Source organism: Dyella psychrodurans (assembly GCF_003363265.1).
In the GTDB taxonomy this organism is placed as follows: domain Bacteria; phylum Pseudomonadota; class Gammaproteobacteria; order Xanthomonadales; family Rhodanobacteraceae; genus Dyella_B; species Dyella_B psychrodurans.
The window spans coordinates 184,682-209,624 of record NZ_QRBF01000003.1 but is presented as its reverse complement, the minus strand read 5'-3'; the positions used below and the strand labels follow the sequence as shown (position 1 = coordinate 209,624).

General features: G+C 61.8%; 26 protein-coding genes. 22 read left to right on the top strand and 4 right to left on the bottom strand.

Annotation, left to right across the window (positions count from 1 at the left end; genetic code table 11):
- Positions 1-61: 61 nt before the first annotated feature.
- Positions 62-3,244 (bottom strand): TonB-dependent receptor, encoded by a 3,183-nt coding sequence (locus DWU99_RS10070; protein WP_233511034.1) that lies wholly within the window; start codon positions 3,242-3,244, stop codon positions 62-64.
- 624 nt (positions 3,245-3,868) lie between these two features.
- Between DWU99_RS10070 and DWU99_RS10065 the strand changes: the two genes are divergently transcribed.
- Positions 3,869-4,090: a hypothetical protein gene (locus DWU99_RS10065; RefSeq protein ID WP_115477897.1), complete on the top strand. Its 222-nt coding sequence runs from the start codon at positions 3,869-3,871 to the stop codon at positions 4,088-4,090.
- A gap of 82 nt (positions 4,091-4,172) precedes the next feature.
- On the opposite strand, the gene DWU99_RS20985 is transcribed toward DWU99_RS10065, so the two are convergent.
- Positions 4,173-4,340 (bottom strand): hypothetical protein, encoded by a 168-nt coding sequence (locus DWU99_RS20985; protein WP_158543254.1) that lies wholly within the window; start codon positions 4,338-4,340, stop codon positions 4,173-4,175.
- A 277-nt stretch (positions 4,341-4,617) separates the two neighbouring features.
- Between DWU99_RS20985 and DWU99_RS10060 the strand changes: the two genes are divergently transcribed.
- From DWU99_RS10060 to DWU99_RS09985, 16 genes are all read left to right on the top strand, one after another.
- Positions 4,618-4,872, top strand: coding sequence for an HAD family hydrolase (locus tag DWU99_RS10060; protein ID WP_147292905.1), 255 nt, complete (start codon positions 4,618-4,620; stop codon positions 4,870-4,872).
- Between the two features lie 183 nt (positions 4,873-5,055).
- Positions 5,056-6,129, top strand: coding sequence for a transaldolase (gene tal, locus DWU99_RS10055; protein WP_115477895.1), 1,074 nt, complete (start codon positions 5,056-5,058; stop codon positions 6,127-6,129).
- Positions 6,126-8,441, top strand: a complete 2,316-nt coding sequence (pgi, locus tag DWU99_RS10050) for a glucose-6-phosphate isomerase (RefSeq protein ID WP_115477894.1) — start codon at positions 6,126-6,128, stop codon at positions 8,439-8,441. Before tal ends, pgi begins: the two co-directional genes overlap by 4 nt.
- A gap of 17 nt (positions 8,442-8,458) precedes the next feature.
- The gene (gene gnd / locus DWU99_RS10045; RefSeq protein ID WP_115478176.1) at positions 8,459-9,484 is read left to right on the top strand and encodes a phosphogluconate dehydrogenase (NAD(+)-dependent, decarboxylating); all 1,026 of its coding nucleotides are present in this window, start codon (positions 8,459-8,461) and stop codon (positions 9,482-9,484) included.
- Positions 9,485-9,487: 3 nt separating this feature from the next.
- Positions 9,488-10,927 (top strand): glucose-6-phosphate dehydrogenase, encoded by a 1,440-nt coding sequence (zwf, locus tag DWU99_RS10040; protein ID WP_115477893.1) that lies wholly within the window; start codon positions 9,488-9,490, stop codon positions 10,925-10,927.
- Positions 10,928-10,985: 58 nt separating this feature from the next.
- Positions 10,986-11,348, top strand: a complete 363-nt coding sequence (gene queD / locus DWU99_RS10035) for a 6-carboxytetrahydropterin synthase QueD (protein ID WP_115477892.1) — start codon at positions 10,986-10,988, stop codon at positions 11,346-11,348.
- Positions 11,349-11,512: 164 nt separating this feature from the next.
- Entirely contained in the window at positions 11,513-11,908 is a 396-nt protein-coding gene (locus DWU99_RS10030) for a phasin family protein (protein WP_115477891.1), read from the top strand.
- 210 nt (positions 11,909-12,118) lie between these two features.
- The gene (locus tag DWU99_RS10025; RefSeq protein WP_115477890.1) at positions 12,119-12,484 is read left to right on the top strand and encodes a hypothetical protein; all 366 of its coding nucleotides are present in this window, start codon (positions 12,119-12,121) and stop codon (positions 12,482-12,484) included.
- A 3-nt stretch (positions 12,485-12,487) separates the two neighbouring features.
- The gene (gene atpB, locus DWU99_RS10020; RefSeq protein WP_115477889.1) at positions 12,488-13,297 is read left to right on the top strand and encodes a F0F1 ATP synthase subunit A; all 810 of its coding nucleotides are present in this window, start codon (positions 12,488-12,490) and stop codon (positions 13,295-13,297) included.
- A 54-nt stretch (positions 13,298-13,351) separates the two neighbouring features.
- The gene (atpE, locus tag DWU99_RS10015; RefSeq protein ID WP_115477888.1) at positions 13,352-13,627 is read left to right on the top strand and encodes a F0F1 ATP synthase subunit C; all 276 of its coding nucleotides are present in this window, start codon (positions 13,352-13,354) and stop codon (positions 13,625-13,627) included.
- 87 nt (positions 13,628-13,714) lie between these two features.
- Positions 13,715-14,185 carry a F0F1 ATP synthase subunit B gene (locus tag DWU99_RS10010; protein WP_115477887.1) on the top strand — a complete coding sequence of 157 codons (471 nt, stop codon included), beginning with the start codon at positions 13,715-13,717 and terminating at the stop codon, positions 14,183-14,185.
- Positions 14,186-14,188: 3 nt separating this feature from the next.
- Positions 14,189-14,722: a F0F1 ATP synthase subunit delta gene (locus DWU99_RS10005; protein WP_115477886.1), complete on the top strand. Its 534-nt coding sequence runs from the start codon at positions 14,189-14,191 to the stop codon at positions 14,720-14,722.
- A 59-nt stretch (positions 14,723-14,781) separates the two neighbouring features.
- On the top strand, positions 14,782-16,332 hold the full coding sequence (atpA, locus tag DWU99_RS10000) for a F0F1 ATP synthase subunit alpha (protein WP_115477885.1): 1,551 nt from the start codon (positions 14,782-14,784) through the stop codon (positions 16,330-16,332).
- Between the two features lie 94 nt (positions 16,333-16,426).
- Positions 16,427-17,359, top strand: a complete 933-nt coding sequence (gene atpG / locus DWU99_RS09995; protein WP_115477884.1) for a F0F1 ATP synthase subunit gamma — start codon at positions 16,427-16,429, stop codon at positions 17,357-17,359.
- 128 nt (positions 17,360-17,487) lie between these two features.
- On the top strand, positions 17,488-18,921 hold the full coding sequence (atpD, locus tag DWU99_RS09990; RefSeq protein ID WP_115477883.1) for a F0F1 ATP synthase subunit beta: 1,434 nt from the start codon (positions 17,488-17,490) through the stop codon (positions 18,919-18,921).
- A gap of 92 nt (positions 18,922-19,013) precedes the next feature.
- Entirely contained in the window at positions 19,014-19,436 is a 423-nt protein-coding gene (locus DWU99_RS09985) for a F0F1 ATP synthase subunit epsilon (protein ID WP_115477882.1), read from the top strand.
- Positions 19,437-19,504: 68 nt separating this feature from the next.
- Here DWU99_RS09985 and DWU99_RS09980 read toward each other — a convergent pair whose 3' ends face one another.
- Positions 19,505-20,194: an SDR family oxidoreductase gene (locus DWU99_RS09980; RefSeq protein WP_115477881.1), complete on the bottom strand. Its 690-nt coding sequence runs from the start codon at positions 20,192-20,194 to the stop codon at positions 19,505-19,507.
- A 245-nt stretch (positions 20,195-20,439) separates the two neighbouring features.
- Between DWU99_RS09980 and glmU the strand changes: the two genes are divergently transcribed.
- Positions 20,440-21,810, top strand: a complete 1,371-nt coding sequence (gene glmU, locus DWU99_RS09975; protein WP_115477880.1) for a bifunctional UDP-N-acetylglucosamine diphosphorylase/glucosamine-1-phosphate N-acetyltransferase GlmU — start codon at positions 20,440-20,442, stop codon at positions 21,808-21,810.
- 11 nt (positions 21,811-21,821) lie between these two features.
- Here the strand turns inward: glmU and DWU99_RS09970 are convergent, their stop codons facing one another.
- Entirely contained in the window at positions 21,822-22,814 is a 993-nt protein-coding gene (locus DWU99_RS09970; protein WP_115477879.1) for a chorismate transformation FkbO/Hyg5 family protein, read from the bottom strand.
- 94 nt (positions 22,815-22,908) lie between these two features.
- Here DWU99_RS09970 and DWU99_RS09965 point away from each other — a divergent pair, with 94 nt between their 5' ends.
- From DWU99_RS09965 to DWU99_RS09950, 4 genes are all read left to right on the top strand, one after another.
- Positions 22,909-23,178, top strand: a complete 270-nt coding sequence (locus tag DWU99_RS09965; protein WP_115477878.1) for a phosphopantetheine-binding protein — start codon at positions 22,909-22,911, stop codon at positions 23,176-23,178.
- Positions 23,179-23,246: 68 nt separating this feature from the next.
- Entirely contained in the window at positions 23,247-23,561 is a 315-nt protein-coding gene (locus DWU99_RS09960; RefSeq protein ID WP_233511032.1) for an ApeI family dehydratase, read from the top strand.
- The gene (locus tag DWU99_RS09955; RefSeq protein ID WP_115477877.1) at positions 23,558-24,505 is read left to right on the top strand and encodes a lysophospholipid acyltransferase family protein; all 948 of its coding nucleotides are present in this window, start codon (positions 23,558-23,560) and stop codon (positions 24,503-24,505) included. Before DWU99_RS09960 ends, DWU99_RS09955 begins: the two co-directional genes overlap by 4 nt.
- Positions 24,502-24,942, top strand: coding sequence for a hotdog family protein (locus DWU99_RS09950; protein ID WP_325048469.1), 441 nt, complete (start codon positions 24,502-24,504; stop codon positions 24,940-24,942). Before DWU99_RS09955 ends, DWU99_RS09950 begins: the two co-directional genes overlap by 4 nt.
- Position 24,943: the final 1 nt, after the last annotated feature.

The following is a 24,943-nucleotide window of genomic DNA, read 5'->3' as shown; positions in this document are numbered from 1 at the left end:
CCGGCGACGATGAACAAACAAGCAAGCATTCAGCGGCTTGCCTTGCTGGCAAGAACCTTCATCAGAAGTTCGCGCGGAACACGAGCTCGTAACGACGGTCGGTCATGAACAGCGCACGCGTGTACAGGTTCGTGTCCACGTAACCGTTGATGTAGGTGGTGGGGCCCATCAACACTTTCTGCACGGTGTTGGTGAGGTTATTCATCTGCAGGCCAACCTGCATGTTCTTGTTGATGTGGTAGAAGATCGAGGCATCGAGCTGGCCCGAAGCGGCGTTCCACATCGGCAGGTATGTGTCGCCCGAGTCGACCGGCGTGATCAGATAGCGACTGCGCCACGACCAGGCCAGGCGAGCCGACCAGTCGCCGTATTCATAGATGCCGGTGATGTTGTAGTTGTGCGGCGACAGACCCTGCATGGGCAGGCCCGGGTTGGTGACGACGTCGTTGGCCGAGCACGAGCCGTTGCCATGGTTCGGGTCGCACGAGGTGGTGCCGTAGATCTTGCTGCTCTGCAGGAAGGTGTAGTTGGCCTGCACGCCCAGGCCCTTGAAGACGCTCGGCAAGAAGTCGAAGAACTGCGAGTAGCCCACTTCGGCGCCCTTGACGGTGCCCGTACCCGCGTTGGTGGGACCGCTCACCGCCACCGGCACGCCGTCGATGGTTTGGCTATGCACCTCGGTGGTGGTGTAGTTGGAGATGTTCTTCTTGAACAGCGTGGTGTACAGCTCGCTGGTGGGCGCGAAGTACCACTCCAGCGCGGCGTCGAACTGGTTGGCTTCCAGCGGCTTCAGGTTCGGGTTGCCGCCGGTAGTGGCGTTAAAGCCCGCGAGTTGTGCCTGCTGGCCCGGCCCTGGCGAGCTCCACGACGTACCGATGACCATGTACGAGTTGAGCTGGCTGATGGTGGGTCGGGTAATGGCCTTGGAGGCGGCCAGACGCAACTGCAGGTCGTCGGTCAGCTTGAAGCGCAGGTTAAGGCTGGGCAGCAGGTTGTGGTAGTCATACCCGCCATTGATGGGCGTGGTCATGCCGTTGAACAAGGCCATCTGGGCTGGCGTGATGCCCGCGGGATTCTGGATGGTGCCCGATGAAGGATAGGTCACCGAACCGTTGGCGCTCACGCTGGTACGGACGAAGCGCAGGCCGATGTTGCCATCGAACGGAATGCCCAATGCCGTGTCGTTGCCAAAGTACAGCGAGGCATAGGCAGCCTGGGTCGTTTCGTGCATATAGTCCGCGCTCATGCCCGAGCCCGGGTTGCATCCGTCGCCCGCGCTTTCGCTGAAAACCTGCGGACACCAGCCACCAGACATCTCAAGCGAACGCAGCGCGGCGATCGCACCGTAGTAATTGCCCACCAGCGACATGCTGGGGAACACCAGCGTGCTGGGCAGCTTCGTCTGGCCGCGGAAGAAGTCGCCAAACGTGAACTGTTGTTCCATCCACGCCGGGATGTTGTTGGCCCAGTCCAGCGAGGAGGGGCCTTTGTAGCTGCCCGCCCAGTCCTGGCTGATATAGCCCCAGTTGTAGCTGCTGCTGTTGTTGTTGCTATATGTGCCGTGGTTGGTGGCGCGCACGCCCACGCGGAAGTACTGCAACCAGTTGCTGTCCTCGAAGTTGTATTCGAGGTCGGTACGTACGGTGCGCTCCATCGCGTAGTCGTATTCCAAGTGATCCAGCGCTGCGCCGAGATAGTAGTTGGCGTAGTTGGTCAGGCTGTTCGGGTTGGTGGTGTTCGACGGGATGTACGCGTACGTGGTGTTGTTCAACAGCGTGAGGCTGGGTGTGCCGCTGCCCATGTTCAGGTTAGCGGGCGGCATGAAGAACTGGTTGTACACCGTGAAGTCCGTTTCATTGGCGGTGGACTTGACGAACTGTATTTCGCCCGACCAGATCATGTTGTCGCTGATGTTGTACTTGAACGTGTTGGACCAGTCGGTGGTGCGGGTGAACTGGGTTTGCGCGCGGGTGAGGGCGTAGTAATTCGGACCGCCGATCGGCGGCCATCCCGTGTCCAGCGTTGCCTTGGCGGGGCCCGTGCCTCCGCCCTGCCACGAACCGGACACCATGTCCCCGCTCTCGAAGACGCCGTTGTTGTAACCGAACGACGTGCCCGGCACCGGGATCATGTTGTAGTAGTTGCCCTCGTTGGCCTGGACTTCGTGCTCCTGCCACTGCAGGTCGTAGGTGGAGCGGAAGAAGCGCGAGTCGAATTCCAGGTTGTCGGTCGGACGCCACTGGAATGCACCGTAAATACCGGTGCGCCTGCGCTGCATGTCCATCTCGTAGTAGTTGATATCGCCCGGAATGGCCACGTTGCCCATGGACGAGGTGGGCTCGCACGGGCAGTTGCCGACATGGTTTTCCGGTTCGAGGACGTAGGGATTGACCTGGATGCCGTCGGTGCGCGAGGCCAGCTCGGAGTAGGACACATCGAGCAGCGCGCCGAATTCGCCGAGGTTTTCGGTCTTCCAGCGATTGCTGTACAGGAATGACGAGGACGGTTTGCTCTTCTTCGCCATGTCGCCTTCATTGACGCCCGTCGAGAAGCCGATCACCCGATCTGGAGCGTCGAATGGCATGCGCGTGCGCAGGTCCACGGTGCCGCCGATACCGCCTTCGATGAGCTCCGCCGACGGATTCTTGTACACATCCACGCCTTGCATCAGCTCGGCCGGCACGTCCTCGAAGCCCAGCGCGCGGCCGTTGTTGGCCGAAAAGCTTTCAGCGCCGTTGAGCAGGCTGGCGACGTAGGGAAGTCCACGGATCAGCACGCCGCTACCTTCGGCGGACGGATGATCCGGGTCGTCATCGGCCAAGTAGTGATCTACCGTCACGCCGCTGATGCGCTGCAGGGTTTCGGTCACGCTGCGGTCGGGCAGGGCATTGATATCCGTCGCGGTAACGGAGTCGACAATCTGGGTGGCGTTCTGTTTGAGCGACTGCGACGACTCAAGGCTGGCGCGGATGCCGGTGACGGTCATGCCGTCGAGGTTCTTGACGTCTTTCTGATCCTTTTTCGGATCTTGCTTCTTATCCGTCTTGCCGGCAGCGGTTTTAGCGGGTGCAGGTGCGGTGGCGGTGGTGTTGCCGTCCTGACTCGCGGTCTGTGCGGATGCGCTGGTCGGTGCATACGTGAGCGCCAGCCCCAACAAGATTGCCGTTGCCAATCGTGAACTCGACGGTGCCGGGCGTGAGCGCGTGCGCCCCTGCACGCCCAAAGAGTGCGTCGTATCGGTCATCTAATTTTTCCCCGTTAATTCTTATTAAAGAGCCATTGGCGATGGCTATATGGCTTGCGAGGCGTCCCTATGCGGCATCTGGTCTCCCCAATCGTTCCGATGTCGTGGCTTCCATTCCGACTCGCAGCGTTCGTGTAGTGAATAAGAGCGGTCGGGTGCGCACAATTACGAAATTGCAAGATCCGCCTAACGTTTCTTCATTTGCGATTGCCGCAAAAAAACGTTTGAAAACTGGCAGGAGGGGAGTGCAACAGAGGGATGGGGTGCCTTGTTGCGGCGCAAGATAAAAAGGGCGCAATGATGTAGAAGCGGGGGAGTTTCGTGATGAATTTTCGTCGAAGGAGCATCTTGCTGAGCACAAGATGGACATGATCAAGCGGTAGTCATGTCGCCTGCGCAGGCTTATTCAGAGCATCCCTGGATGGGCGACTATCGCCAATGCCAACGTGGTTGATCTGCCGATTTCGCAAAAAAACGCGAGATCACCTCATGCCGGTCCATGAGCGTTGGTGACATACATGGTTCGACCGCCAAGCCCGAATGCCCGCTTTGTCGAACACAATGCCTTGAGCCCGGGTGCAGGAAAATCGTGCGCATCAACCATAACGAGACAGGAAGAGGATCATGACGATCACAGCGACGTTCGGCGTGGACGAGATCAATGCCTCGGCGGGAAATTCGCGCACGGTGAGTTTGTCGGCGGTACATGCCGGACAGGGTGACAACACATCGTGGTCGGCCGAACCATTTCCAGCCGGCGAATTGGAAATGACGGTTACTCAGCCGAAGATGCTGGATTTCTTCCAGCCAGGTAAAAAGTATCGCCTTACGATCCAGGCGCTGTAGCAACATCTGCGCGACGGCGCATCGCCTTGCGCATTCCATTTTCTTCGAAGATTTTGCGGTCGCCCCGCATCGGCGCGTGACCTCAAGCCGTCTCCACGGACAGGCGATTCACGTAGGTCGCGTCGGTTTCCTGATACAGGCCGGACCAGGGATTCAGCACATAGCCGTCGAGAGGCTCGAACGACACCCGCTTGCCGTCTTCGTATGGCTCCGCACTCGCAACCAGCGCAACAAGGGTCGTGGGATCCATATGCACTCCTCAGTTGTTTGTGATGGGAAGCTCAGGCTATCGATCCGTTCGTTCGCATCCAGTTAAAGCAAGTGGCGGTTTTGGCGAACGCGAAATTTATAAGTTCGACCGCTGTGACGGGTATGACATCTTGTTGACATGTCCGTCGCGCAAGCGCGTCGACCCGATATTCACAAGACATCAGTGCCAATCTTTGGCGACTGACGTGCGGCTCTCATCCAGATGCGGCTCATCGCAGTTCGCTCGTTCCGGCACATCGCGAACCTGTGCGATGCGGATGGTTATCTCACCCCATGGACGCCGACATCACGGTCTGGATCTGCTCTGCTCCCGCCCGGGAACGCGCGGCGGCATGCTCGCCGGGCGTTACCGCGGCGCGCCGTGCGTGGGGCCGGAGAAATCGCGACGCATTTGCGAGGTGCTGGATCTGAATGAATTTCCTGTGATTTATGCCTGCAGCGACACGCACGAGGACCTGGGCATGCTGCAGCGGGCGCACCGCCGGTATTACTGTTGGCAGGAGATGGCCTGAGGCCGATCAGTCGGCTGGACTTAGTCGCATTGGTCATCAGGCCGCGATATGCCCCTTGATACTCTGCTGAATGGATTTAAATTCCAACGTTGAGCTTTCCCCATCAGGCCGTCGCCCCGCCTCTGTGCGCAACGCACCTCGACGACGCGCCATCCCGCCTCTTTTCATGTAAGGAGTAAGACCATGCAACATCCGACCCGCACGCTGAACGGACTTGGCCAGAGCCTGTGGCTGGACAACATCACTCGCAGCATGCTGGGCGACGGCACGTTGCTGGGTTACCGCGACGAGAAGACGGTGACCGGCCTGACCTCCAACCCGACGATCTTCGCCCAGGCGATCAAGACCGGTAAGGACTACGACGCCTCGATCCGCGCGGGCGGCCGGAAGGACCCGGAAGCGGTGTTCTTCGACCTGGCCATCGACGACCTGCGTCGCGCCGCGGCGATCTTCGAGCCGGTGTACCAGCGCACGCATGGCGTGGATGGCTGGGTGTCGCTGGAAGTGTCGCCGCTGCTGGCCGACGACACGCAGGGCACGATCGAGCAGGCCGTAGCGCTGCACAAGAAGGCGGCGGTGCATAACCTCTTTATCAAGGTGCCGGGTACGCCGGCCGGCATCGGGGCGATCGAGGAACTGATTTTCCGTGGCGTGCCGATCAACGTCACGCTGTTGTTCTCGCCCGAACAGTACGAAGCCGCTGCCGAATCGTGGCTGCGCGGCCTTGAACGCCGTCACGCGGCGGGGTTGGAGCTGGATGTCGCCTCGGTGGCGTCGGTGTTCATCAGCCGCTGGGACGTGAAAGTGGTCGACAAGGTGCCCGCCGAACTGCACAACACGCTGGGCTTCGCGGTGTGCGACAAGATCTATGCCAGCTACCGCAAGCTGCTCGATTCGCCGCGCCTGCAGCGCCTGCAAAACAACGGCGCGCGCGTGCAGCGCCTGCTGTGGGCCAGCACCGGCACCAAGGATCCCAAAGCCAGCGACGTGCTCTACATCGAACACCTGGCTGCGCCGCTCACCGTCAACACCATGCCGGAAAAGACGCTGCTCGCCTTCGCCGATCACGGCAAGGCCGAGCGCTTGATGAGCTTGAACGGCATCGACACGGCAAGCGTGCTGGCCAAGTTCCAGGCGGCGGGCATCGAAGTCGAGCCGCTGGCCAAGGTGCTGCAGAAGGAAGGCGCCGATGCGTTCGTGAAGTCCTGGCATGAACTGCTGGATACCGTGAGCCAGCGCCTGGAGGCGGCTGCATGAGCGCGCTGCGCGAGAAAACCGCATGGCGCGCGCTGGAGCAGCACAAAGACGACATCGCCCAACAGCATCTGCGCGATCTGCTTGCCGCGGATCCCGGTCGCGCTGAACGCTATCGCGCGGAAGCGGTGGGCTGGCGGCTGGATTACGCGCGTCATCGCATAGATGATCAAACGCTGACGCATCTGTTCGCACTGGCGCGCGAGTGTGGATTGGAAGCGCGCCGCGATGCGATGTTCGCGGGCGAGAAAGTCAACACCACCGAGCAGCGCGCCGCGCTGCATGTGGCACTGCGCACGCCGTCGCGGAAGTCGATCAAGGTCGATGGCGTCAATGTGGTGCCGGACGTGCACGCGGTGCTCAAGCGCATGGCGGAACTCGCCAACGCGATCCGCGAAGGACGCTGGCTGGGTTTCTCGGGCCGGCCGATCCGCAATATCGTCAATATCGGCATCGGCGGTTCCGATCTCGGTCCGGTGATGGCGTTCGAGGCCTTGCGTCATTTCAGCGACCGCGCGTTGACGATGCGCTTCGTCTCCAATGTCGACTACACCGATTTTGCCGAAGCGGTGCACGATCTGCGTCCCGACGAAACGCTGTTCATCGTCGCCTCTAAAACCTTCACCACGCTGGAGACCATGACCAACGCGCACAGCGCGCGCGATTGGCTGTTGGCTGCGGCGAGTGGCGACGAGAAAGCGGTGGCCAAGCACTTTGTCGCGCTGTCGACCAACGAAAAAGCGGTGGAGGCGTTCGGCATATCCACTCAGCAGATGTATGGATTCTGGGATTGGGTGGGCGGTCGCTATTCGATGGATTCGGCGATCGGCCTTTCCACGATGATCGCCCTCGGCCCCGATGCGTTCCATGAAATGCTCGCCGGCTTCCACGCGATGGACGAGCATTTCCGTACCGCGCCGCTGGAACGCAATCTTCCGGTGATCATGGGCTTGCTCGGCATCTGGTACACCGATTTCTTCGGTGCCGAAACGGTGGCGGTGCTGCCGTACGAGCAATACCTGAAGCGTTTTCCTGCGTACCTGCAGCAGCTGACGATGGAGTCGAACGGCAAGCACGTCACCATCGAAGGCAGCGCGGTCGATTACGCCACCGGTCCCATCTACTGGGGCGAGCCGGGCACGAACGGGCAGCATTCGTTTTATCAGCTGATTCATCAGGGCACGCGGCTGATTCCGTGTGACTTCGTCGGTTTCGGTCAGTCGTTGAATCCGTCGGGACGTCATCACGATCTGCTGCTGGCGAACATGATCGCGCAGGCCGAAGCGTTGGCGCTTGGCAAGACGCTGCAACAGGTGAAGGACGAGGGCATCAGCGACGAGCTGGCGCCGCATCGCGTATTCGAAGGCAATCGTCCGTCCAGCCTGTTGTTGGCCGAGCGTCTGACGCCGCATGCCTTGGGCAGTCTCGTGGCCTTGTACGAACATCTGGTGTTCACGCAGGCGGCGATCTGGGACATCAATCCGTTCGACCAGTGGGGTGTGGAGCTGGGCAAGCAGCTCGCCCTGCGCGTCGTGGACGAAATCGAATCCCCGCGCAAGCCGCTTCATCACGACAGTGCGACGAACGCGGCCATCACCTGGTATCGCAAGGCACGACGCAAGACCGAAGCGGCTGCACCCGCTGCAAAAGAAAAGCCGGCACATCGCGTGCTGGCTATCGATATCGGCGGCAGTCACGTCAAGGCGATGCTGAGCGGCAATCCGCGCGAAGTGGAGATCAAATCCGGTCGCACGCTGACGCCCGAGGCGATGATCAAGCTCTTGCGCCCGGCGATCCGCAGCTGGAAATACGATGCGGTGAGCATCGGTTACCCCGGCCCGTTGTTGCACGACCGTATCGCGCGCGATCCGCACAACCTCGGCAAGGGTTGGATGGGTTTCGATTTCGCCAAGGCGTTCGGTTGCAAGGTGAAAGTCATCAACGATGCGGCGATGCAGGCGCTGGGCAGTTACGAGGGCGGCCGCATGCTGTTCCTCGGGCTGGGTACCGGCCTGGGCACGGCCTTTATCGTGGACGGCATTATCGAGCCGATGGAATTGGCACACCTGCCGTACAAGAAAGGGACGTTCGAGGACTATGTGGGCACGCGCGGCATGAAGCATCTCGGCAAGAAGAAGTGGCACGCACACGTCGTCGACGTTATCGAACAGCTCAAAGCTGCGCTCGAGCCGGATTACATCGTGCTCGGCGGCGGCAACGTGCGACATCTGCCGGAGCTGCCCGAGGGCGTGCGTCGCGGCGACAACAAGAATGCGTTCAAGGGCGGCTTCCGTCTCTGGGAGAACAAGGCATGAGTGCACAGAAGGAAGCGATGCAGTTGGGCTTTGTCGGGCTCGGTCGCATGGGTCTGAACATGGTGAGGCGATTGCAGGAAGCGGGCATCGAATGCGTGGTGTTCGATACGCATCTTGAAGCGCGCCGCGAAGCGGCCAGCCACGGCGCCACCGCTGCCGATTCGATCCAGGATCTGGTCGCCAGGCTCGACGGACCGCGCGCGGTATGGCTGATGTTGCCCACTGCGGTGGTGGACGTGGTGCTCGATCAGTTGACGCCCTTGCTGTCTGAGGGCGACATCGTGATCGACGGCGGCAACTCGCATTACGTGGAAGATCTACGCCGTGCACAAGCTTTGTCCAAGCATAAGCTGATGTATGTCGACGTGGGCGTGAGCGGTGGCGTATGGGGCCGCGAGCGTGGTTATTGCCAGATGATCGGTGGACCGGAGCCGGCGTTTAAGCGGCTGGATCCGGTGTTTGCCGCGCTTGCGCCGGGTGTTGGCGCCGCCCCGCGCAGCGAAGGTCGTTCGGGCGAGCCGTCGGCGGCGGAAAAGGGTTATCTGTATTGCGGCCCCAACGGTGCGGGGCATTTCGTGAAGATGGTCCACAACGGCATCGAGTACGGCTTGATGGCGGCGTATGCCGAAGGCCTCAACGTGCTGAAGAACGCCAACGCGGGTAAACAGCAACGCACCGCCGATGCGGAAACGTCGCCGCTGGAACATCCCGAGCGCTATCAATACGACTTCCCCCTCGGCGATATCGCCGAGCTGTGGCGGCGCGGCAGCGTGATCGGTTCATGGCTGCTTGACCTCACCGCAGCGGAACTTGGCCGCGACCCCACGCTCAAGGATTACACCGGTCGCGTTTCCGATTCCGGCGAAGGTCGCTGGACCGCGCAGGCCGCCATCGACGAAGGCGTGCCGGTGCCGGTGCTCACCGCGGCATTGTTCGGACGCTTCACCTCGCAAGGCAACGAGCTGTACGCCAACAAAGTGTTGTCCGCGATGCGCCACTCGTTTGGCGGTCACAACGAAATCAAAACCGACAACAAAGGCTGAGCCATGGCCGCGACGACGCTTGTCATCCTGGGAGCAAGCGGCGATCTCACCAAACGCCTGTTGATGCCGGCGCTGTACCGGCTGCATGCGCTGGGTCTGACGCCGGATTTGCGCATTGTCGGTTACGCCATGGAATCGTGGAGCCGCGAGCATTTCGAGCGGCACATCCAGAAGGCCTTGCAGGACTTCGCGCCCGACTACAGCGCGTCGCAGTGGAACCGCTTCCGTCGCCAGCTCGATTACGTGGGCGGTGAACTGAAGGCCGATCAGTTGTCGGCACTCAAGGACAGGCTAAGTCCTGCCACCTTGTTCTACCTCGCCTTGCCGCCGCCGCTGTTCGGTGTGGCGGCGACGGCGCTGGGCGAGGCGGGTGTCGCCAAAAGTCCGCGCAATGGCTGGCGGCGGCTCGTGGTGGAAAAGCCGTTCGGTACGGACCTCGCTTCGGCCGAAGCGCTGCGCACGCAGATGCATGCGCACTGGGAGGAAGAACAGATCCTGCGTATCGATCATTTCCTCGGCAAGGAAACGACGCAGAACCTGATGGTGTTCCGCTTCGCCAATCGCTTCATCGAGCCGATCTGGAATGCGCAGCACATCGCGCAGGTGCAGATCACTTATGCGGAAACGCTTGGTGTCGAAAAGCGCGCCGCGTACTACGACAAGGCCGGTGCGCTGCGCGACATGTTGCAGAACCATCTCATGCAGCTCTTCAGCCTCACGGCGATGGCGCCGCTGGCGGAATGGGATGCCGAGGTGTTGCGCAATCACAAAGTGGAAGTGTTGCGCTCGGTGGTGCCGATCACCGCCGCGACCATCGATTCGCATGCCGTGCGCGGGCAGTATCGCGCGGGACAGCTGGGGCGAAAGAAGCTTATTGGCTATCGCAGCGAGCCAGGTATTGCGCGAGGTTCGCGCACGGAAACCTTCGCGGCACTGCGTTTGGAAATCGACAACTGGCGCTGGCGCGGCGTGCCGTTCTATCTGCGCAGCGGCAAACGTTTGGCCAGCAATTACTCCGAAATAGCCGTGCAGTTCCGCGAAGTGCCCGGCGCGCTGCCCAAGGCCGTGCACGCGGGCAATAACTGGATGATCTTTCGCATTCGCCCGGTCGAGCAAATGGATTTGCTGGTGACGGCAAAGCGCCCGGGTCTGGAGCTCGCAGGTCGCCCTGTGGTGCTGACGGCGCCGTATGCGAGTCCCGATCATCGCGAGTTTTCGGCATACGAACAGTTGCTGATGGATGCTTTCGAGGGCGATCGCACGCACTTCCTGCGCTTCGACGAAGTGGAGTGGGCGTGGCGTCTGCTGATGCCGGTGCTGGATGCATGGCAAAGCGGAACGCCGGATTTCTATGCCGCCGGCTCCGAAGGGCCGACATCGCAGAAGCGGTTGCTTGATGCGGGGCATGCCTGGCGATCGATCGCACGCAACGGCGAGGCGTGATCGCGCCACCTCGGCGTTCGCGCCGACGGTGCCGATGCGCGGCGGGTAGAATAGCGGCATGCATATCTTCAAAGTTTTCCAGATCGAAGCCGCGCATCGCCTGCCCAACGTGCCGCCAGGGCACAAATGCGCGCGGCTGCACGGTCATTCCTTCCGTGTCGAAATCCATCTCGCTGGGGAACCCGATCCCAAGCTCGGCTGGGTGATGGACTTCGCCGACGTCAAGACAGCCTTCGCGCCGCTGTTCGAGCAGCTCGATCACCACTACCTCAACGACATCGAAGGCCTGGAGAACCCCACCAGCGAGATGCTGGCGCGCTGGATCTGGAAGCGGCTGGAGCCGGCCCTGCCTGGCCTGGACAAAGTGGTGGTACACGAAACCTGCACGTCGGGGGCCAGTTGCTCCCGAGCCAGCTTTTAACGTCATTTTGACGCGGTGCAAAATTAATCGATTTGTCACTAACAGTATGTGTTTGTTGAATATTTCGTGACATAGCGGATTATTAACAAAAAAGATATTGCAATGCACAAAAAGCCTTGCTAGGATTTGTTCCACTCTCCCATTTCCCCTTGAGGGGCTTAGCCATGACTCAGCAACTGAACTCCCAGCTTTTTTCGTATGCCAAGCAGCTGTCGGAAAACGCCTTCAAGGCTCATGCCCTGACCATCAAGGGTCTGGAGCAGGTCGCCGAACTGCAGCTCGCCGCGCTGGAAAAGCAGGCCCAGGCCACGGCCGACTTCATCGCCCAGGCTGCCGAAGTGCGTGATATCGACGCCCTGCGCGGTCTGTGGGAGAAGGGCACCAGCGTGAGCCGTGAGCAGGCCGAGCACGCCGTTTCCGTGACCAAGGAAGTGGTCGCCGTGGCGCAGAAGACCGCCGAATCCCTCAATGCTCTCCTGCAGGAACAGCAGAAGGCCGCCAACGAAGCCGTGGCCGCGCCTGTCGCCGCCATCAAGAAGGCTGCTGCTTCCACCAAGTAATACCTTCCACGTATCGCGACTCCCCTTGCGATATGTCCTTAGGCCGGGCCCTCTGCGCCCGGCCTTTTTCTTGTCCGAAATGTCCTCGTGGGGCGACGTGTCGCAGCGAGCGCGGCTTGCTGGGCCAAAAGTCACGCTGATATACTTTTCCGGATTGGATCGTGACCCGTGGCGTGGTGAATGCCTGGTGCGAAACCGCGGGAACCTCACGTGCTCAACAGTTTAGCCTCCGGTCGACGTCTCGCCCTGCGATTGCTGCTATGGCAACTAGTCGCGGCGGTGATTGTGGGCCTCGCTTTTTCGGCGCGTGGGTTCCGATGGGCGATAGCGGCGGCGGCGGGAGCGGCGATTGTGGCGCTGGGAAACGCGCTGCTGTCGGCGAGGTTGTTCAGTCAGGTAGGTGGCGCGGGATTTGCGCTGACGCGCCTGCTGACGGGGCTGGTCCTGAAATGGGTTGTGATCGTCGGGGGGCTGATCGCAATCATGGGTCAATACAAATTGCCGCCGCTGGCCGCCATCACGGGGCTAGTGGTGGCCTATGCGGTTAATCTGCTGGCGTTCAGATTCAAGGGTTAAAAGATGGCAAGCGAGCCGCAGGGCGGTCTTACCGAATACATCCAGCACCATTTGCACCACTTCAAGCCGGTGCAGATCAGCGAAGGCGGCTTCTGGTCGGTGCATATCGACTCGCTGACCGTATCCCTGTTTCTTGGCGTTGCGTTCTGCCTGTGGTTCTGGTCCAAGGCCCGCAAGGCGACCTCCGGCGTGCCCAGCAAAGGGCAGGCTTTCGTGGAAATCATCCTCGAATTCGTCGACGGCCAGGTCAAAGACGTGTTCCACGGTGATCGCCGCATCCTCGGCCCGCTGGCGCTGACGGTTTTCGTCTGGGTGTTCCTGATGAACGCCATGGACCTGCTGCCGGTCGATCTGCTGCCCTGGATCACGCACCAGTTCGGTATCGGCCACTTCCGCGCCGTGCCCACCGCTGACCTCAACCTCACCTTTGCGATGTCGATCACGGTGCTGTTGCTGGTGATCTTCTACAGCTTCAAGGCCAAGGGCTTCGGCGGCTATACCCACGAACTTTTCACGGCCCCGTTCGGTGCCCATCCGCTGTTGTGGATCCCCAATTTCCTGCTGAACCTCGTCGAGCTGCTGTCCAAGCCGGTCAGCCTGTCGATGCGACTGTTCGGCAACATGTACGCCGGCGAGCTGGTCTTCATGCTCATCGCGGGCCTGTTCAGCGCCGGTAGCTGGATTCTTTACGGCATGGGCGTGATCGGATATGCGGTGTGGGGCATCTTCCACATCCTGATCATCTCGATCCAGGCCTTCATCTTCATGGTGCTCACCATCGTGTATATCTCGATGGCTCACGATCACCACTGATTCATTCACTAACTTTGTCAGAACAACTGCTTTTCTTTTCTTGAGGAGACCACCGTGGAACTAGTTGCTCACCTTGCCCAAGTCCAGGGCTTCACCGCCATCGCACTCGGCCTGATCATCGGTTTCGGTGCGCTCGGCGCCTGTATCGGCATCGGCATCATGGGCTCGAAGTTCCTTGAAGCCGCTGCTCGCCAGCCCGAGCTGGTTCCGCTGCTGCAGGGTCGTATGTTCCTGCTGGCCGGCCTGATCGACGCAGCGTTCCTGATCGGCGTGGCGCTGGCGATGTTCTTCGCCTTCGCGAACCCGCTGCTCGGCGTCATCCACGGCTAATCAGCCGTCCGGCGTTTAACTCCCGGGTGCGGTCGCAGGCTTGCGATCGCATCCATTTAGCAATCGACATGTACAGGTAACGCAGCGATGGAATTCAACGCGACCTTGGTCGGCGAAATGATCGCATTCGCCATCCTGATCTGGTTCTGCGTCCACTTCATTTGGCCCCACATCTCCAAGGCCATCGAAGAGCGCCAGCTGAAAATCGCTGAGGGCCTCAATGCCGCCGAGCGCGCGCATGCGGAACTGAAGGACGCCGACAGCAAAGTGGCTGCCGAGATCAAGCAGGCTCGCCAGCAGGCTGCCGAAATCATTGACCGTGCCCAGCAACAGGCCAACCAGATCCTGGACAAGGCCCGTGCGGATGCCGTGGCCGAGATCAACCGCCTGAAGGCGGCCGCGCAGGACGATATCGCCTCGATGGCGCAGCGTGCCCGCGAAGAACTGCGCGAGCGCGTGGGTGCTCTGGCTGTGCAAGGCGCATCCAAGATCGTGCAGCGCGAGATCGACGCGTCGGCGCACAAGGCAATGCTCGACCAGCTCGCAGCCGAGATCTAATCGATGGCCCAGGCAATCACGCTCGCTCGCCCCTACGCCCGCGCCGCTTTCGAGCTGGCGCAGGCGGACGGTGCTCTTGGCGCCTGGTCGCAGGCGTTGGCTTTCGCCGCGGAAGTGGCGAGGGATCCCCGCGTCGCTGCGCTCAGCAACGATCCACGCGTGCAGCCCGAACAGCTGGTTGCGCTGCATCTGCCCGACAGTTCGAAGGCGGATGGCGCATTCGGCAACTTCCTCACCCAGCTGGCGGAAAAGCGCCGCATGGCGTTGCTGCCGGAAGTGGGTGCGCTGTATGAGACCTACAAGCGCGAATCCGAGTCGCAGCTGCTGGTGAAAGTCACCAGCGCGATGGCTCTGGACAACGCGCAAACCGAGCAGCTGAAGGCTTCGCTCAAGCGCCGTTTCAAGCGCGACATCGAACTGCAGACGCAGGTCGATCCGTCGCTGCTGGGCGGCGTCGTGATCGATGCCGGCAGCGAAGTGATCGACGGCTCCGCGCGCGGTCGCCTGCAGCGCCTGGCAACCGCACTGACGCACTGACACAGATTTCAAAAATCACCGGGTGCCGCTAGCGCGGCGCAAACCCAAGGATAACGACCATGTCCAGCACCACCCTGAACCCGTCCGAGATCAGCGAACTGATCAAGAACCGCATCGAGCAGTTCAAGCTCGGCGCGGAAGCCCGCAACGAGGGCACGATCATCAGCGTGTCCGATGGCATCGTGCGCATCCACGGCCTGGCCGACGTGATGCAGGGCGAAATGATCGAACTGCCGGGCAACGCGTTTGCGCTGGCGCTGAACCTCGAGCGCGACTCGGTCGGCGCGGTGGTGCTGGGCGCATACCAGCATCTGCGCGAAGGCGACGTCGCCAAGACCACCGGCCGCATTCTCGAAGTGCCGGTCGGCCCGGAACTGCTCGGCCGCGTCGTGGATTCGCTGGGCAATCCGATCGACGGCAAGGGTCCGATCGACGCCAAGCTCAGCTCGCCGATCGAAAAGGTCGCGCCCGGCGTGGTGTGGCGTAAGTCGGTCGACCAGCCGGTGCAGACCGGGTACAAGTCGGTCGACTCGATGATTCCGATCGGCCGTGGCCAGCGCGAGCTGATCATCGGCGACCGTCAGACCGGCAAGACCGCGCTGGCCGTCGACGCGATCATCAACCAGAAAGATTCCGGCATTAAGTGCGTCTACGTGGCCATCGGCCAGAAGCGTTCGTCGATCGCCAACGTGGTGCGCAAGCTTGAAGAGAACGGCGCGCTGGCCAACACCATCGTCGTCGTCGCTTCCGCATCCGAATCGGCCGCGCTGCAGTACATCGCGCCGTACGCCGGCTGCGCCATGGGCGAATACTTCCGCGACCGCGGCCAGGACGCACTGATCATCTATGACGACCTGTCCAAGCAGGCCGTGGCCTACCGCCAGATCTCGCTGCTGCTGAAGCGCCCGCCGGGCCGCGAAGCGTATCCGGGCGACGTGTTCTATCTGCACTCGCGTCTGCTCGAGCGCGCGGCTCGCGTGTCCGAGGAGTACGTCGAGAAGTTCACCAACGGTGAAGTGAAAGGCAAGACCGGTTCGCTGACCGCGCTGCCGATCATCGAAACGCAGGCCGGCGACGTGTCCGCATTCGTGCCGACCAACGTGATCTCCATTACCGACGGTCAGATCTTCCTGGAAACCGACCTCTTCAACGCTGGCATCCGTCCGGCCGTGAACGCCGGTATCTCGGTGTCGCGCGTGGGTGGTGCGGCGCAGACCAAGATCGTGAAGAAGCTCTCCGGCGGCGTGAAGCTGGCACTCGCGCAGTACCGTGAGCTTGCCGCGTTCGCGCAGTTCGCCTCGGACCTCGATCCGGCCACCCGCGCCCAGCTCGACCGCGGTCAGCGCGTCACCGAGCTGATGAAGCAGAAGCAATACGCGCCGCTCTCCATCGCCGAACTCTCGCTCTCCGTGTACGCCGCCGAAAAGGGCTACCTGGACGATCTGCCGGTGAACAAGGTGCTGGCGTTCGAGAAGGGTCTGCACGACTTCTTCCACCAGAACCATGGCGACCTGATGAAGGCTATCGTCAATACCGGCAACTGGAACAACGACATCGAAGGGGTCTTCAAGTCAGGCCTCGACGAGTTCAAGAAGACCGGTAGCTGGTAAGCAATAAAGGGTGTGCAGTCGTCCGAGATGGATGGCTGCACCGCACGCCGGTCGACCGACCGGATCTGCATAGACCCAACAAGTTGAGGTAAACGTGGCAGGCGGACGCGAAATCAAATCCAAGATCAAGAGCACGCAGAACATGCGCAAGGTGACGCGCGCGCTCGAAATGGTCTCGGCCTCCAAGATTCGCAAAGCGCAGGACCTGATGAAGGCCTCGCGCCCTTACGCGCGTGCGATGCGCAAGGTGGTTGCGCATGTCGCGCACGCCAGCACGGACTTCAACCATCCGTTCCTTACCGAACGCGAGGATGTTGCGCGTGTAGGTTATATCGTGGTGACCACGGACCGCGGTCTGTGCGGTGGCCTCAACTCCAACCTGTTCCGCCGTCTGTTGCCAGCGATCCGCGAATGGCAGGACAAGGGTGTGCAGGTCGATGTGGTGGCGATCGGCCAAAAGGCCGTGCAGTTCTTCCGTCGCATCAAGGGCGTCAACCTGATCGGCAGCACCACGCACTTGGGCGAGCGCCCGAAGATCGAGCAGCTCATCGGTGTCATCAAGGTTGTGCTGGATACGTATTCGGCGGGTGGACTGGATCGCGTGTACCTGGCGTACAACGATTTCGTCAACACCATGACCCAGCGGCCCACTATAGATGCGCTCATTCCGCTGCCGCTGGTGGCTGCCGAAATGGAAGCCACCGAAGGCCGCACGGGTGCCGAGATGCCGAACTGGCCGGTCGCGGGTCTCAAGCTCGAGCAAACCCACGATTGGGATTACCTCTACGAGCCCGATGCCGCCACGGTGCTCGACCACGTGCTCAACCGCTACGTGGAGTCGGTGGTGTACCAAGCCGTGCTGGAAAATCTCGCCAGCGAACATGCCGCGCGCATGGTGGCGATGAAGTCGGCCTCCGACAACGCGAGCAAAGTGATCGGCGAGCTGACGCTGAGCTACAACAAGGCGCGCCAGGCCGCGATTACGCAGGAAATCTCGGAAATCGTCGGCGGCGCGGCGGCTGTCTGAGTGCGATCATCCATGATCGCGAAGATCAAAAAGCGGCCATCCATGGCGGCACTATTAAATTGAAGAGCGACGCCCAGGCGGCGCTGTCACAGTAAAACGAACCTTAAAGATCCATCCGGAGCACATCCATGAGCCAGGGCAAAGTTGTACAGATCATCGGCGCGGTTATCGACGTCGAGTTCGCACGCGATCAGGTGCCGCAGGTGTATGACGCACTGAAGATCGACGGCACCCACATCACGCTGGAAGTCCAGCAGGTGCTGGGCGACGGCGTCGTGCGTACGATCGCCCTCGGTTCCACCGACGGCCTGAAGCGCGGTCTCGTTGCGCGCAACACCGGCGAAGGCATCAAGGTGCCGGTCGGCAAGGCCACGCTCGGCCGCATCATGGACGTGCTCGGCAACCCGATCGACGAAGTCGGTCCGATCGAAGCGAAGGACCACTGGGTCATCCACCGCGAAGCTCCGTCCTACGACGAGCAGGCATTGGCCAACGAACTGCTGGAAACCGGCATCAAGGTGATCGACCTGGTGTGCCCGTTCGCCAAGGGCGGCAAGGTCGGCCTGTTCGGCGGCGCCGGCGTGGGCAAGACGGTGAACATGCTCGAGCTGATCAACAACATCGCGACCCAGCACTCGGGTCTGTCGGTGTTCGCCGGCGTGGGTGAGCGTACTCGCGAAGGCAACGACTTCTACCACGAAATGCAGGACGCCGGCGTCGTGAAGCTGGACAACCTGCCCGAATCGAAAGTGGCGATGGTGTACGGCCAGATGAACGAGCCGCCGGGCAACCGTCTGCGCGTGGCGCTGACCGGCCTCACCATGGCCGAATACTTCCGCGACGAGAAGGACGAACACGGCAAGGGCCGCGACGTGCTGTTCTTCGTGGACAACATCTACCGCTACACGCTGGCCGGTACCGAAGTGTCCGCGCTGCTCGGCCGTATGCCGTCCGCCGTGGGTTACCAGCCGACGCTCGCCGACGAAATGGGTGTGCTGCAGGAACGCATCACCTCCACCAAGACCGGTTCGATCACCTCGATCCAGGCCGTTTACGTGCCCGCGGACGATCTGACCGACCCGTCGCCGGCCACCACCTTCGCGCACTTGGACTCCACCGTGACGCTGAGCCGTCAGATCGCCTCGCTCGGCATCTACCCGGCCGTGGATCCGCTGGACTCCACCAGCCGTCAGCTCGACCCGAACGTGGTCGGCGCCGAGCACTACGACGTGGCCCGCCGCGTGCAGGGCATGCTGCAGCGCTACAAGGAACTGAAGGACATCATCGCCATTCTCGGCATGGACGAACTGTCCGAGGAAGACAAGCAGGTGGTGTACCGCGCACGTAAGTGCGAGCGCTTCTTCTCGCAGCCGTTCCACGTGGCCGAAGTGTTCACCGGCGCGCCGGGCAAGTACGTGACGCTGAAGGAAACCATCCGCGGCTTCAAGATGATCGTCGACGGCGACGTGGACCATGTCCCGGAACAGGCGTTCTACATGGTCGGCGGCATCGACGAGGCCATCAAGAAGGCCGAAGACATGGGCGCCAAGAAGGCCGCCTGATCCACCGTTTCGTCCGGAGTCGTCCACGCGTTGGGTGACTCCGGAAAGACCGCATCCTTTCCGTTCGATACGTCGAACGAAGCGAGAGAGTTATGAGCACCATTCGTTGCGACATCGTCAGTGCCGAGGCCGAGATCTTTCACGGCGAAGCGGTGATGGTCGTCGCCACCGGCGAACTGGGCGAGCTGGGCATCACGCCCCGCCACGCCCCGCTGATCACACGCCTCAAGCCCGGCCACATCGACGTGGTGCTGGAGGGCGGCGAGCGCCAGCAGTTTTACGTTTCCGGCGGCATTCTCGAAGTGCAGCCGCAGGTGGTCACCGTGCTGGCCGACACGGCCGCCCGCGCCGCCGACCTGGACGAAGCCGCCGCCCAGCGCGCCAAGAAAGAAGCCGAGGACGCGCTGGCCAATCGCACCGATGCAGAAGACATCGCCCAAGCACAGGCCAAGCTTGCCCAGGCCCTGGCCCAGCTACAGGCGCTCGAACGCATGCGCAAGAACCTCAAGCACTGAGTCGAGACGTTGCTTCGCAGGTGAAAAACGCCGGCAATTGCCGGCGTTTTTGTTCCTGCATGCAACGATCAAAACTCCTGCCCGAGGGCGCGCATAATCAATTCGCTCATGTCGAGATGCTCAGGCTGAGCAAGCATCCACATCACGGCGCGAGCCACGTCCTCGGGGGGCATCATGTGAGTTTCCTTCGCTGCCCATAGTGGCGTATCGACATGCCCAGGGGAGATCACGCTGACACGCACTCCGGTACCCACCACCTGCTGTCGCAGGCTTTCGGCGAGTCCGGTCACCGCCCATTTGGTGGCGGTATACAGATTGCCTGGATAGACCTTGCGCGCGGCCGTGCTGCCCGTAAACAGGAAATGTCCACGGCATTCCATGAGCGCCGGCAGGGCGGCCTTGATGAGCAGAACCGGGCCAAGCACGTTGGTCATGACCATCTCGCGCCAACTCTCAGGATCGCCGCTGGCAAGATCGCCGCGTGAGGAAAAGCCCGCGTTGGCGAAAGCGACATTCAATTCGCCGAAACGATCCTGACAGGCCTCGACGGCGCGCTCGGTCTGCTCCCACGAGCCGGCGTCGACGACATCACCTGCTACCCGGTCACGAGAGTGGTCGTCGAATGACTCGAGAAAGTTGCGCAGCCGTTCCGCATTGCGGCCGGTGACGTAAACCCGATGACCTTCGGCGACAGCAAGCCGTGCCGTTGCTTCGCCGATTCCACTGGTACCGCCGGTGATGAACCATGTCTTGCTCATGATCGTCCCTGGTTATGAAAGAACGACCATTGTGGCCAGTGATCTGGCAGGGTGGAGCGCATCTACGTGCGCCCTTCGCGTTGGAACGATCAAAGCCTACAAGTTCGACCTACATTGCGCAGAGCCGCGCCGTTGCTTTTGCCCCGAATCGGCCCGCATAGGTGCCACCTGCCGACCGAACGGACAGATTGCACGCCACTTTTGGCTGCTAAGCTTGTTCGACTCCATCAGTGGGTTCCCATACGATGAATAGCCAACCGCTCCATGTCATCGTCCTCGCCGCCGGCGAAGGCAAGCGCATGAAGTCCAAGCGAGCCAAGGTGCTGATGCCGCTGGCGGGTCGACCCATGCTGGCGCATGTGCTGACGACGGCGCGCACGCTCAAGCCGGAAGCGATCCATGTCGTGTATGGGCACGGTGGCGATCAGGTATTGGCCGAGTTCGACGGGCAGCCGGATCTGCGTTGGACGCTGCAGGCGGAGCAATTGGGCACGGGCCACGCCGTCGATCAGGCGTTGAGCAATGTGCCCGACAGTGCGCAGGTGCTGGTGTTGTATGGCGACGTGCCGCTGACCCGCCCGGAAACCCTTCAGCGTCTGGTCGCCACCGAAGGTGGCTTCACCATGCTTGCCACACGCGTGGCCAATCCTCACGGTTATGGTCGGGTGTTGCGTGATGGCAATTGCCTGGTGCGCGCGGTGATCGAAGAAAAAGATGCCGACGAGTTCCAGCGCGCGATCAACCTGATCAACACCGGCATCGTGGCGGCCGACGCGGCATCGCTCAAGCGCTGGATCAAGGGCCTCGATCGCAACAATGCGCAAGGCGAGTACTACCTCACCGATATCTTCAAGATGGCCGCGGCCGAAAATCGCGCCGCGCAGAGCATCGAATGCGACGATCCTATCGAAGCGGCCGGCGCAAACACGCCCTGGCAACTCACGGAGCTGGAAGATGCTTATCGCGAACGCGCAGTGCGGGCGCTGACAGCCGAAGGTGTGCGCGTCGCCGATCCACGCAGGGTGGATGTACGCGGGAATGTCCATGCGGCCCTTGACGTCGAGATCGACATCGACGTCATCCTCGAAGGTGATGTGCACCTGGGCGACGATGTACGTATCGGCCCTTATTCACGGCTGAAAGACGTGCGGCTAGCCGCCGGCACCATCGTGCATGCGCATTGCGATCTGGAAGGCGTGGTCACGCATGGCCCGTGCATCATCGGTCCGTTCGCGCGCCTGCGTCCCGGTACGGAACTGGCATCGGGCGTGCACGTCGGCAATTTCGTGGAAACCAAGAAGACGCTCATCGGCGAAGGCAGCAAGGCCAATCACCTGAGTTACCTGGGCGATACCGTGATCGGTCGTCACGTCAACGTCGGCGCGGGCACGATTACCTGCAACTACGACGGCATCAACAAGTTCACGACCACCATCGAGGATGGCGCGTTCATCGGATCCAACAGTGCGCTGGTGGCGCCCGTAACGATCGGTGCGCAGGCGACCATCGGCGCGGGTTCAGTGATCACCCGCGATGCGCCCGCCGGCGAGCTCAGCCTTGCCCGTGCTCGACAGACCGTACTGCCAGGTTGGAAACGGCCTGAAAAAAAGGCCTGAGCAACTTCGCGCTACGCGAAGCACCAGCCGTCGATTTCCACCAGCAGCTCGCTGCGGCAGACATCGCCGTGCATCAAAAGCACGGGTACGCCCGGCAGTCGACGCTGCAGAATGTCGCGCACACGAGGCGCGTCCGTGGGCAGGCGCACATACACTTTGAGTGGCGAATGCGTGTCGAAACCGGCCGGCATGCCCGCCGTGGTGAGCAGGGCTTCCAGGTTGGTCAGTGTTTCGTTGAGCTGCGCTTCGAGATCGCCTTCGTGCGTCGATGCGTGTCCTACGACGGCGGCCGTGCCGGAAATCGCCAGCGCATCCTGCGCGGGCATCACCATGGCGCGCGCGAAGCCCGGCGACGTGCGGCCGTATTGGCGGGGATACCGCCATGCGCTGACCTGTCGCGGATTCTCCACGGCGGTGCCCGCATCCGTGCTGGCCAATAGATAAATCTGCAGCACGCGCGAGTGGTGGTGATGGCCGATGGCGGTGGCCGCAGGAAAGCCTTCTGCGAAGAAATCGCCCAGTCCCGCAGCGCGGCCGTCGCAGAACTGCTTGTAGCGTTCGGCGTCGTTATCGCCTTCGTTGATGTCGCCGATGTAGTTCCAGATGCGCAACACGTTGCGCTCGCCGCGTGTGCTCATGAATTGGCGCAAAGCCGCATACGCTTTTCGCGCAGCACCCTCGGTACCGCCGCATTCGCGCTCGTCGAGTTCGATCACCGCAAACAGCCAGCTGCCGCCGCTAGACCAGCGCACCACATCGTCGCGACCGCAGGTCACCTCGCCGTCGACCTGCCACAGCTCCAAAGGCGCCGGTGCGTCGAAACTCTCCAGCGCCACGCGCAGCCAGCGCGGATCGTCGCTGCCAGGGGCGCCGGCACCGAAACCGAACACGGCCAGCACGCCCGGCTCGGCCAGCGCGGCCTTGAGATCCGTCATGCGGTAGGTAACGCGCGGAGTACGCGGCAGGCCGGGTTCGACCTGCAGGTGTTCGCTTGCCTGGACCATGCTCGCAACCGGGAACGACTAAAGACCCCCTATGTTACACTGGCAGGCCGCTCCAGCCCTCGGGTTGGCCGCGTATCCGGAGCACGAAACACCCATGCCCACGCAGACCGCTGCCGAACACGAACTGGCGATCCTGATCGTGGAGGCCCTCAATCTGGAGGCGGTCGATCCCGCGCAGATCGACCCTCAGGCACCGCTTTTTGGCGGCGATCTGGGGCTGGACTCGATCGACGCCCTGGAGATTGCGCTGGCCGTATCCAAGCGCTATGGCATGCAGCTACGTTCGGACCACCCCGACAACCAGCGTATTTTCAGCAGCTTGCACGCGCTGTCCGAACATATTGAGCGAGAGCGAACGGCTTGATGGTGCGTTAAGGCCGCTGACAGGTCGGATCGGCATCATCAGTCCGGTATTCCCAGCGGCAAATTCACGTGGATCAGAGCAACTCGAGCGCCCAGCGTTATCGCGCGGACATATGCGTTCCGCCGGAGCACCCCTGCCTGCCGGGGCACTTTCCCGGGCATCCTCTGGTGCCCGGCGTGTTGCTGCTTGAACACGTGGCCAAGGCATTGCGCGACTGGCGTGCGCAGCGTCTTGCGCGCGTGCTGGAAGCGAAGTTTCTGGCGCCGCTGCACCCCGGGGAACATGCCGAGGTGGAATTGGGCGACGCCGCAGGACGCATTCGTTTTGAAATCCGTCGCGAGGACATTGTGCTTGCGCGCGGACTGATCGAGGGCGCGGCATGAGCGCTCACTGGCAGGAACAACGCGAGGGCGGGGACCTGTTCTCGATCGGCCTTGTCGTGCGTGCGGCGCTGAGTTGCGGGCGCGGCTTCATGCGTGCATGCCTGTATCCGATCACGCTGTACTACTTCTTCCGCCGCGGCGCGGAGCGTCGTGCTTCACGCGATTATCTTCGTCGCGTGTTCGGTCGTCCCGCGCGCATGCGGGAGGTGCTGAAGCACCTCTACTATTTCGCCATCACGTTGACCGATCGCATCTTTCTGCTTGCGCATGGCGAGCGCGATTTCGAGATTGACGTACATGGCATCGAGCAACTTCAGCAGTATCTGGCCCAAGGCAAGGGCTTGCTGTTGATCGGTTCGCACCAAGGCAGTTTCGAAGTGCTGCGAACGCTCAGCGCACGATGCCCGCAGGTTCCGCTGCGCGTGTTGCTCGACAAGCAGAAGACGCCTGCGATTACCCAACTGCTTGAAGCGCTCGCTCCCGAAGTGGGCGAGGCGGTGATCGATGTGTCACAGGGTGGGGCAGGTATCACGCTGGCGGCGTCGGAGACCTGCCGGGCTGGCGGCATGGTGGCCTTGCTGGCCGATCGAGGCCGGGCACACGAAACACTGCGTCGCGTGGATTTCCTGGGGCAGCCCGCGCCATTCCCGACCGGTCCGTGGCTACTTGCGCACGCACTGCAAGTACCCGTGATGTTGTGTTTCGGCATGTATCGCGGTGGACGGCGCTATACGCTCACCTTTGAGTCGTTCGCCGATCGCGTTGATATCCCGCGCGAACATCGTCATCGCGCGCTGGACGACATCCTGCGCCATTATGCGGCCCGGCTGGAGCACTATGCGCGCCTGGAGCCGTACAACTGGTTCAACTTCTACGACTTCTGGCAGCAAGGCGATCGCCAGGACGCCGCGCCCGCAAGCGTCGATGCCATGCGCGAGGCATGAGCGTGACCGTGCAAGCCGATTGGATGGAGCGCATACCACACACGGGCGCCATGCGCTTGCTCGACATCGTGCATGATTGGAATGCGACGAGCATCCATGCGAAAGGCGAGCGTCTCCAATCGCACGAACACCCATTGTGCGATGGTATGAGCCTGCACGCCGTCCATCTGGCCGAATACGGAGCGCAAGCAGTGGCGGTGCATGGTGCGCTTCTGGCTGCGTCGAGAGGCGATACGCGAGTGCGGCAGGGCAGGTTGGTAAGCCTGCGCGATGTGCATCTGACGGCCGAATATGTCGACCTTTCAGCAGCACCCCTGGACATACACGCAGAGTGTCTGATCGCCGATGAGCGTGGCGCACAGTACACCTTCAGGGTGGAGCAGCGTGCGCAAGTGCTTGCCACGGGTCGCGTGGCGGTGATGCACATGGAAGCGTGAC